The 6,358-nt window shown below is 61.3% G+C and carries 8 protein-coding genes and 1 pseudogene; 5 read left to right on the plus strand and 4 right to left on the minus strand.

Features of this window, described 5'->3' with window-relative positions; translation table 11 throughout:
- From B3873_RS16590 to B3873_RS16605, 4 genes and pseudogenes are all read left to right on the plus strand, one after another.
- Positions 1-483, plus strand: a pseudogene (locus B3873_RS16590) (DUF4178 domain-containing protein); the annotation flags it as partial.
- A complete protein-coding gene (locus B3873_RS16595) occupies positions 483-644 on the plus strand; it encodes a hypothetical protein (protein ID WP_157845714.1) in 162 nt (53 codons plus the stop codon). The pseudogene B3873_RS16590 and the gene B3873_RS16595, both read left to right, overlap by 1 nt.
- Positions 641-1,027: an adenosylmethionine decarboxylase gene (speD, locus tag B3873_RS16600; RefSeq protein WP_121041987.1), complete on the plus strand. Its 387-nt coding sequence runs from the start codon at positions 641-643 to the stop codon at positions 1,025-1,027. The genes B3873_RS16595 and speD overlap by 4 nt, the downstream gene beginning before the upstream one ends.
- A 151-nt stretch (positions 1,028-1,178) precedes the next feature.
- Positions 1,179-2,180, plus strand: a complete 1,002-nt coding sequence (locus B3873_RS16605) for a DUF4178 domain-containing protein (RefSeq protein ID WP_286867388.1) — start codon at positions 1,179-1,181, stop codon at positions 2,178-2,180.
- An 11-nt stretch (positions 2,181-2,191) separates the two neighbouring features.
- On the opposite strand, the gene B3873_RS16610 is transcribed toward B3873_RS16605, so the two are convergent.
- Positions 2,192-3,100 (minus strand): LysR family transcriptional regulator, encoded by a 909-nt coding sequence (locus B3873_RS16610; protein WP_286867390.1) that lies wholly within the window; start codon positions 3,098-3,100, stop codon positions 2,192-2,194.
- A 252-nt stretch (positions 3,101-3,352) separates the two neighbouring features.
- On the opposite strand from B3873_RS16610, the gene aceB reads away from it, so the two are divergent.
- On the plus strand, positions 3,353-4,939 hold the full coding sequence (aceB, locus tag B3873_RS16615; protein WP_286867391.1) for a malate synthase A: 1,587 nt from the start codon (positions 3,353-3,355) through the stop codon (positions 4,937-4,939).
- Positions 4,940-5,090: 151 nt separating this feature from the next.
- Here the strand turns inward: aceB and B3873_RS16620 are convergent, their stop codons facing one another.
- The 3 genes from B3873_RS16620 to B3873_RS16630 form a co-directional block, all read right to left on the minus strand.
- Positions 5,091-5,297 carry a cold-shock protein gene (locus B3873_RS16620; protein ID WP_006464465.1) on the minus strand — a complete coding sequence of 69 codons (207 nt, stop codon included), beginning with the start codon at positions 5,295-5,297 and terminating at the stop codon, positions 5,091-5,093.
- Between the two features lie 316 nt (positions 5,298-5,613).
- Positions 5,614-6,117 (minus strand): 2-C-methyl-D-erythritol 2,4-cyclodiphosphate synthase, encoded by a 504-nt coding sequence (gene ispF / locus B3873_RS16625; protein ID WP_286867393.1) that lies wholly within the window; start codon positions 6,115-6,117, stop codon positions 5,614-5,616.
- Positions 6,114-6,358 (minus strand): 2-C-methyl-D-erythritol 4-phosphate cytidylyltransferase (locus B3873_RS16630; protein ID WP_286867395.1); only part of this gene is annotated, 245 nt, incomplete at its 5' end. The genes B3873_RS16630 and ispF, both read right to left, overlap by 4 nt.

Genomic DNA, 6,358 nt, shown 5'->3' on the forward strand with positions numbered 1-6,358 from the left:
GAAGCCGACGAGGGCTGGAGTACCGCGTCGGTGCTCCAGACCTGGCCGGACATGTCGGGTGCGGATGGTGTCACGCAGGGCCGCTTGCGCCTGCCCATGCAATACGAAGCCGAGGCACGGGTCACTTATGCGGTCGGTGCCTTCAACTGGAAGGTGTCCGTGGGCGACGTCACGCGCGTGGTCCAGTACGGCAAAGGCAGCAAGAGCTTGACGCTGGAAGTGACGGCAGAGGAAGCCACCTGGTCCGAAGCCAAGCCGGTCTCGCCCGACCAGCTCAGGGCCTGGCTGGGCAAGGAAGTCGCGTCCGAGACTGCGCGCGCTGCACCGGGCATGTCCTTCATGACCCTGGCGCACGTGATGGCGGTCCTCTTCGTGATCCTGAATTGCATTCCCATTCTCGGCTACGATCATTTCTGGAGTGGCCTCATTACCTTGACCCTGATCTACGCCCCGGCCTACAAGCTCGACGGGAATGATTTCTGATGAAAATCCTCTTCGTGCTCTACGCCTTGTTCATCATCGCGATCTCGACGCTGTACAACTGGGGCTCGACCAGCTTCTCCAGTTCGCGCTCGTCCTCCGGCAGCAGCTGGTCGTCCTCCAGTTCGGGCGGATCCTGGGGCGGCGGAGGTGGGCACAAGTGAGCGCCAATGCCTTCCCCGCCCGTGGCCAGCATCTGCTGGCCGATCTGGATGGCATCGACGCTGCGCGTCTGTGCGATCCCGTGGCGATCGAATCCCTCTTGCGGCAGGCGGCGGCTCATGCCGGGGCGACCGTGCTGCAGGGACATTTCCATCACTTCGGGCCGCAGCAGGGCGTCACCGGCGTGCTGTTGCTGGCCGAATCCCACCTTTCCATTCATACCTGGCCGGAAGCGCGCTTTGCTGCGCTCGACATTTTCCTGTGCGGCGCATTGCAGGTGGAACAGGCGCTGGAGATCATCGTGGCGGGGCTGCAACCTGAACAGCTGCATCGCCAGCTGATCGAGCGTCAGGTACGCCTGCTGCCGATGGCGACCTGCGCCTGACATATCACGGGTATTGATCAGGGTTGCAGTAGTCACGCTGCAAGCCAGGCTGGGCGCGGTTCCGGCGATGATCGACAAGGCCGGAATTTCGTTGGTCAGACCATTTTCTTTGTCTTAAGATGCGCGCTTTTCATTCTGCCAAGCGTGAATCATGTGGACTGTCACTTGCCCGTCCTGCGAGAAGTTCGTCGAATTCCACAGCCTGGCCTCGACCATGGCGGTGTGCGTGTACTGCCGCGCCGTGGTCGACAGGCGCAATCAGAAGACCCGTGGCGTCTCCAGGATGCCGGCCCTGGCAAAGGGCGTCGGTCCGCTGCCGATCGGCCGAACGGGCTGCTTCGAAGGGCGCGCCTTCAGCATCGTGGGACAACGCCAGTGGCGAGCTGGCGCGCGTGTCTGGAACCAGTGGTGGCTGAAGATGCAGGGCGACTCGCTGGAATGGCGCTTGCTGGAAGCCAGGGGACGCTACGCCATCGTCTCCCGGGTCGATCTTGAGCAAGCCTTGCCGAGATTTGATCAACTCAAGCCACGCATGCGCGTGAAGTTATTCGACCGAAGCTGGGTGGTCAGTGCGGTGCGCGATGTAGCTTGCAGCGGTGGCGAGGGCGAATGGGCCATGACCCGGTCTGCTCGGCAGCGCGCGCGCATGGTCGATCTGGAGGCGGGCGATGGCGTCCTGATGCTGGACTATTCGCTCGGCGATACGCCCGTGCTTTATCTGGGAAAGCGGATGGCGCTGGAGGCGCTGATCAGTCTGCCTGAACGCGCCGCACAACAGGAACACGTTCCCTCGCACGGTGTGGCCACACATCCGTCGAGCGAGGACATCGAACTGAGTCCGATGGGATGGGCGCATACGTTGGTGGTCTGCTACCTGTTGATGACCCTGAGCTTTTACTGGGCCAGCGATTTCATCTGGAACATGCGCCAGACCTGGGTGTTCCTCCTGACCTTGGCCGCGGTGTATCTGCCTGCGCGCTTGCTGAAGGCGATGGGAGAAAAAGGGCAGGCCCAATCCGTGCTGCGAGGCTACGCGCTCTATGCGGTCATCGTCACGTGCGTGGCCCTTGTCCATCAAATGATTCAGGCAGAGGAAGAGGACTACTCAGTGTCCTCAGGCAGTAGCTGGGGCGGCAGCGCGGGACACAAGTGAGCCGTCAGGGATCAGAGGCGCTGCTTCCAGTAGTCCGGCTGCGCATAGGCATGCCGCAAAAAATCCACGAAGGCGCGAATGCGCAGCGGCAGGTGCCGACGCTGGGCAAACACCGCGTAGATGGAGGGGGCCGGGGCGGCGAATTTGTCCAGCACGGTCACCAGTTCGCCGGCCTCGATCGCCGCACCTACCTCCCACATCGAACGCCAGGCCAGGCCGCGTCCGGCCAGCGCCCAGTTGTGCAGCACCTCGCCATCATTGCAGACCATGTTGCCGCCGACCTTGTAGACGCTGACCTTGCCCGATTGCTTGAGCGTCCAGCCGCGCTGGCTGCCTTCGCTGCTCATGGCCAGGCAGTTGTGGCGCACCAGCTCATCAGGACTGGCCGGCGTGCCGTGACGGCGCAGGTAGGAGGGCGCAGCGACGATCACCCGATGGTTCTCGGCCAGCTTCACGCTCACCAGGTTGGAGTCGGTCAGGGTGGCGATGCGGATGGCGACGTCGATGCCTTCCCCGATGACGTCGGCGATGCGGTCGCTCAGGTTGAGCGTGAGGGTGACATCGCGGTGCTCGGCGAGGAAGGAGGGGACCAGCGGTGCCACGTGCTGGCGGCCGAATCCGGCCGGGGCCGAGATCAGCAGTTGCCCGCTGGCGCGCGCGCTGCGTTCGGACACCGCCGATTCGGCATCTTCCAGGTCGGCCAGGATACGCTGGCAGTCTTCCAGGAAGGCCGCGCCTTCGTTGGTCAGCACGATCTTGCGCGTGGTCCGCTGCAGCAGTTTCACGCCCAGGCGCTCCTCCAGCGCATCCAGCCGCCGGCCTATCATGGCCGGGGCGATGCCTTCGGCGCGGGCCGCTGCCGACAGGCTGCCACGGGCGGCTACCTCGGCAAAGGTCGAAATCTGCTTGAACTGGTCCATGCCTGCACTCTCCAAACGCCTGAAAAAAGGCGGCAAAGCCGCGCCGGAACTGGTGCGACGGGTTGCAGCCATTATCGGCTCACTTGTGACTAAAACGCAAAGATAAATTGATAAAAGCTTTCACTCATATCGATTTGGTTTAAATATACTGCGTACATAAAGTGTCTGATGCGATGCAAAAAGCTGCACGCTCTCAGGCACAATCATGAAAACAAGATCACCCAGTCCATTTTTCTTTTTGAGGAGTCCAGCATGACGCAACTGAAGCTGCCTACCGGCATGGAAATCTCCGGCGAGATCAAGCCGGGTTACGAGAACGTCCTGACCTTTGAAGCCCTGTCGCTGGTCGCCAAGCTCTCGCGCGCCTTCGAAGGCCGTCGCCAGGAGCTGCTTGCCGCTCGTGCCGAGCGCGTCAAGCGCCTGGATGCCGGCGAGCGCCCCGACTTCCTGAAGGAAACCGAATCCATCCGCACCGGCGACTGGAAGATCGCTCCCATCCCCGAAGCCCTGAAGTGCCGCCGTGTGGAAATCACCGGTCCGGTCGAGCGCAAGATGGTCATCAACGCCTTCAACTCGGGCGCGGACAGCTACATGACCGACTTCGAGGATTCCAACTCCCCGGTGTGGGGCAACCAGATCAGCGGCCAGATCAACCTGTATGACGCGATCCGCCGCACCATCTCGCTGGAATCGAACGGCAAGAGCTACAAGCTCAACGACAAGATCGCCACCCTGGTGGTGCGTCCGCGTGGCTGGCACCTGGATGAAAAGCACGTCACCCTGGACGGCAAGCGCATCTCTGGTGGCATCTTCGACTTCGCCCTGTTCCTGTTCCACAACGCCAAGGAGCAGCTGGCACGCGGCGCTGGTCCGTACTTCTATCTGCCCAAGATGGAGTCGCACCTGGAAGCGCGTCTGTGGAACGACATCTTCGTGATGGCGCAGAATGAAGTCGGCCTGCCGCAAGGCACCATCAAGGCTACCGTGCTGATCGAGACCATCACTGCCGCCTTCGAGATGGAAGAAATCCTGTACGAACTGCGCGAGCACAGCGCTGGCCTGAACGCCGGCCGTTGGGACTACATCTTCTCCTGCATCAAGAAGTTCAAGAACGACAAGGAGCTCTGCCTGGCCGATCGCGCCAAGGTCACCATGACCTCGCCGTTCATGCGCGCCTACGCCCTGCTGCTGCTGAAGACCTGCCACAAGCGCGGTGCCCCGGCCATCGGCGGCATGAACGCGCTGATCCCGATCAAGAACGATCCGGAAAAGAACGCCATCGCCATGCAAGGCATCATCAACGACAAGCGCCGCGACGCCACCGACGGTTACGACGGCGGCTGGGTGGCGCACCCGGGCCTGGTCGAAGCTTCCATGAAGGAATTCGTGGCCGTGCTGGGCGACAAGCCCAACCAGTTCGAAAAGCAGCGTCCGGACGTCGAGGTCAAGGCTGCCGACCTGCTGAACTTCCAGCCCGAAACCCCGATCACCGAAGCCGGCCTGCGCTACAACATCAACGTCGGCATCCACTACCTGGGTGCCTGGCTGGCCGGCAACGGCTGCGTGCCGATCCACAACCTGATGGAAGATGCGGCCACCGCCGAAATCAGCCGTGCCCAGGTGTGGCAGTGGATCCGCAGCGCCAAGGGAAACCTGGAAGACGGCCGCAAGGTCACCGCCGACATGGTGCGCGCGATGATTCCGGAAGAGCTGGCCAAGGTGAAGCAAGTGGCAGGCGATGGCCCGACCTATGACCGCGCCGCCAAGATCTTTGAAGAAATGTCCACTTCCGAGACCTTCGCCGAGTTCCTGACGCTGCCGCTGTACGAAGAAATCTGATTCAGATCCGCTTCAGCGCAAATGAAAATCCCCGCCACTCGCAAGAGGGCGGGGATTTTTTTGATGCGCATCACTTCAGTTTGCGAAAGTACGAAAGTGAAGGACGAAAAAAATCCCCGACGAGTCGGGGATTTTTTATCAGCTTGAAAGCTTAAGCAGCCGGAACGATGTTCGAAGCTTGCTTGCCCTTCGGGCCGGTGGTCACTTCGAAGGAAACGCGTTGGTTTTCCTTCAGGGACTTGAAGCCATTCGACTGAATAGCCGAGAAGTGAGCGAACAGATCTTCGCCACCTTCATCGGGAGTGATGAAACCAAAACCCTTTGCATCGTTGAACCACTTGACGGTACCAGTTGCCATTACGGACTCCTAAATTTAATTGATTGGGGCTTGCGCCCGGCTCTTTATCGTTACTCGGGAGGAATGACAGCGAAGAACCGCACTACCAGCTCGAATCCTAACGACGCGACGATTATACTCATTAAATCGAGAATGCAAGCCATTTTCGGTACGAAACTTCCATTAAAAGTTTTAATGGCTGATTCTGGTGCTTTAGATTTCTTTCAGTGCCGGGAAATGGTGCGCAGAACCGGCTTCAATCCCTTGTCTGGTGCGGGTTTCAGCGTGTCAGTGAATGTCCTACGTGCGCCTGTCGGGAACTTTCTGACGCCGCTTTTCAGCCGTTTTGCCGGTGGATCAGCACAACCGCTTCGGTCGCAATCCCTTCTTCACGCCCCAAAAAGCCCATTTTTTCATTGGTTTTGGCCTTGATATTCACTTGCCCTTCAGAAATCCCGAGGTCGGCGGCGACGTTGGCCACCATGGACGGGATGTGCGGGGCCATCTTGGGCGCCTGGGCGATGATGGTGGCATCCACGTTGCCCACGGCGTAGCCGGCGGCGGCGAGGCGCTTGGCGGCTTCGCGCAGCAGCACGCGCGAGTCGGCTCCCTTGAATTGCGGATCGGTATCGGGGAAATGGCGCCCGATGTCGCCCAGCGCCGCCGCACCGAAGAGCGCGTCGGTGAGGGCGTGCAGCAGGGCGTCGGCATCCGAATGGCCCAGCAGGCCCTTTTTGTGCGGGATGGTGACGCCGCCCAGGATCAGCGGGCGGCCTTCCACCAGCGCGTGGCAGTCATAGCCCTGGCCGATACGGAAAGGGAAGGGGGAAGAAGCGTTCATGCGTGCGGACCTTTCAGGAAGAATTCAGCCAGCGCGGCGTCCTGCGCCAGCGTGACCTTCAGATTGCGGGGGCTGCCCTCCACCAGGCGCGGACGCAAGCCCAGCATCTCGATGGCGCTGGCGTCGTCGGTGATCTCGCCCAGGCGGCCTTGTTCTTGCGCCTGGTGCAAGGCGCGCTGCAGCAGGGCATAGGGAAACATCTGCGGGGTCTGTGCCGCCCACAGGCCGGCGCGCGGCACGG

Source organism: Herbaspirillum sp. UBA812, assembly GCF_002296545.1.
GTDB classification, from domain to species: domain Bacteria; phylum Pseudomonadota; class Gammaproteobacteria; order Burkholderiales; family Burkholderiaceae_D; genus Herbaspirillum; species Herbaspirillum huttiense.

Coding starts and splice junctions, on each gene's coding strand:
- B3873_RS16595 (WP_157845714.1), top strand. CDS start 483: ATGAAAATCCTCTTCGTGCTCTACGCCTTGTTCATCATCGCGATCTCG.
- B3873_RS16605 (WP_286867388.1), top strand. CDS start 1,179: ATGTGGACTGTCACTTGCCCGTCCTGCGAGAAGTTCGTCGAATTCCAC.
- B3873_RS16610 (WP_286867390.1), bottom strand. CDS start 3,100: ATGGACCAGTTCAAGCAGATTTCGACCTTTGCCGAGGTAGCCGCCCGT.
- aceB (WP_286867391.1), top strand. CDS start 3,353: ATGACGCAACTGAAGCTGCCTACCGGCATGGAAATCTCCGGCGAGATC.
- B3873_RS16620 (WP_006464465.1), bottom strand. CDS start 5,297: ATGGCAACTGGTACCGTCAAGTGGTTCAACGATGCAAAGGGTTTTGGT.
- ispF (WP_286867393.1), bottom strand. CDS start 6,117: ATGAACGCTTCTTCCCCCTTCCCTTTCCGTATCGGCCAGGGCTATGAC.